Source organism: Cerasibacillus quisquiliarum (assembly GCF_014202495.1).
Taxonomy (GTDB): Bacteria; Bacillota; Bacilli; order Bacillales; family Amphibacillaceae; genus Cerasibacillus; species Cerasibacillus quisquiliarum.
Window position 1 is genome coordinate 1 of the sequence record NZ_JACHHA010000031.1, and the last position, 1,639, is coordinate 1,639.

Genomic DNA, 1,639 nt, shown 5'->3' on the forward strand with positions numbered 1-1,639 from the left:
CGTCGCTTATGGGTATAGAAACTTTAATTATTTCAAAAATCGAATCATACTTCACTTTAAATTAAGAGCTGTAGTGAAACAAAAAGAATCATTATCTCGATTTTAATTTTACTGACCAACACCATTTGACAAAGAGCCGGTATAATAACCGTCTAAACGCCGTAACTACGCTATTTTTAATACCAGTAGCCGGGGTCGAACCGGCACTCCATTGCTGGAACGGGATTTTGAGTCCCGCGCGTCTGCCAATTCCGCCATACTGGCAATAAGTTTAATTATGGAGGCGGCAACCGGATTTGAACCGGTGATAAAGGTTTTGCAGACCTCTGCCTTACCACTTGGCTATGCCGCCGTGATATGGAGCGGAAGACGGGATTCGAACCCGCGACCCCCACCTTGGCAAGGTGGTATTCTACCGCTGAACTACTTCCGCAAATGGCTGGGCTACTAGGATTCGAACCTAGGCTCACGGGACCAAAACCCGTTGCCTTACCGCTTGGCTATAGCCCAATATGGGGCGACCGGTGGGATTTGAACCCACGCATGCCGGAGCCACAATCCGGTGCGTTAACCACTTCGCCACGACCGCCATGAATGTAAATGGCAGGGGTAGTAGGAATCGAACCCACATCAAAGGTTTTGGAGACCTTCGTTTTACCATTAAACTATACCCCTGTGTTGTAACATATATTATTTTAACTGGTAATGGTGGAGGGGGGCAGATTCGAACTGCCGAACCCTGAGGGAGCGGATTTACAGTCCGCCGCGTTTAGCCACTTCGCTACCCCTCCATGAAAATTAATTAGATTAGTATGGCTCGGAACGGAATCGAACCGCCGACACAAGGATTTTCAGTCCTTTGCTCTACCGACTGAGCTACCGAGCCGTATTTATATATTTCAAAATGGCGGTCCGGACGGGACTCGAACCCGCGACCTCCTGCGTGACAGGCAGGCATTCTAACCAACTGAACTACCGGACCAATTTGGTTGCGGGGGCAGGATTTGAACCTACGACCTCCGGGTTATGAGCCCGACGAGCTACCAGACTGCTCCACCCCGCGATATGATGATATAAACTCTGGCTATGGTGGAGAATGCAGGGCTCGAACCTGCGACCCCTTGCTTGTAAGGCAAGTGCTCTCCCAGCTGAGCTAATTCTCCAAAATGGTGACCCGTAGGGGATTCGAACCCCTGATACCGCCGTGAAAGGGCGATGTCTTAACCACTTGACCAACGGGCCTTATGTATAAATAAACTTAAATGGCGGAGAGCGAGGGATTTGAACCCTCGAGACCACTTTCATAGCCTACGCGATTTCCAATCGCGCTCCTTCGACCACTCGGACAGCTCTCCATGGCTCCACAGGTAGGATTCGAACCTACGACCGATCGGTTAACAGCCGATTGCTCTACCACTGAGCTACTGTGGAATGGAATCATATCATAATACCAAGTGATCATTTTAATAATCCTATTATATTATAAATGATTTACCAAAAAAATCAAGAGTAATCTTATATATTGTTAAATGATCTATACCCTGAAAACCAAATAAGAAGAAAACCATAGACATCCATCCGTAAGCTAGTCAAATCCTCGATCAATTAGTATCCGTCAGCTACACGTGTCACCACGCTT

At 47.7% G+C, this 1,639-nt stretch carries 14 tRNA genes; all 14 read right to left on the bottom strand.

The annotated features are described in order from the left end of the window. Positions 1–180: 180 nt before the first annotated feature. A tRNA-Leu gene (locus HNQ35_RS13925) sits at positions 181–264 on the bottom strand. Positions 265–278: 14 nt separating this feature from the next. Beyond that, positions 279–352: transfer RNA gene (locus HNQ35_RS13930), tRNA-Cys, on the bottom strand. Positions 353–358: 6 nt separating this feature from the next. Then, positions 359–433: transfer RNA gene (locus HNQ35_RS13935), tRNA-Gly, on the bottom strand. A 3-nt stretch (positions 434–436) separates the two neighbouring features. Continuing rightward, positions 437–510, bottom strand: a tRNA-Gln gene (locus HNQ35_RS13940). Positions 511–513: 3 nt separating this feature from the next. Next, positions 514–589 (bottom strand) — tRNA-His (locus HNQ35_RS13945). Positions 590–601: 12 nt separating this feature from the next. Continuing rightward, positions 602–675, bottom strand: a tRNA-Trp gene (locus HNQ35_RS13950). Positions 676–706: 31 nt separating this feature from the next. Beyond that, positions 707–791, bottom strand: a tRNA-Tyr gene (locus HNQ35_RS13955). 22 nt (positions 792–813) lie between these two features. Beyond that, positions 814–886, bottom strand: a tRNA-Phe gene (locus HNQ35_RS13960). 19 nt (positions 887–905) lie between these two features. After that, positions 906–982: transfer RNA gene (locus HNQ35_RS13965), tRNA-Asp, on the bottom strand. 4 nt (positions 983–986) lie between these two features. Further along, positions 987–1,063 (bottom strand) — tRNA-Met (locus HNQ35_RS13970). Between the two features lie 24 nt (positions 1,064–1,087). Next, positions 1,088–1,163 (bottom strand) — tRNA-Val (locus tag HNQ35_RS13975). Between the two features lie 4 nt (positions 1,164–1,167). Further along, positions 1,168–1,242, bottom strand: a tRNA-Glu gene (locus tag HNQ35_RS13980). A 21-nt stretch (positions 1,243–1,263) separates the two neighbouring features. Then, positions 1,264–1,355: transfer RNA gene (locus tag HNQ35_RS13985), tRNA-Ser, on the bottom strand. Position 1,356: 1 nt separating this feature from the next. Further along, positions 1,357–1,431, bottom strand: a tRNA-Asn gene (locus HNQ35_RS13990). Between the last annotated feature and the right edge of the window lie 208 nt (positions 1,432–1,639).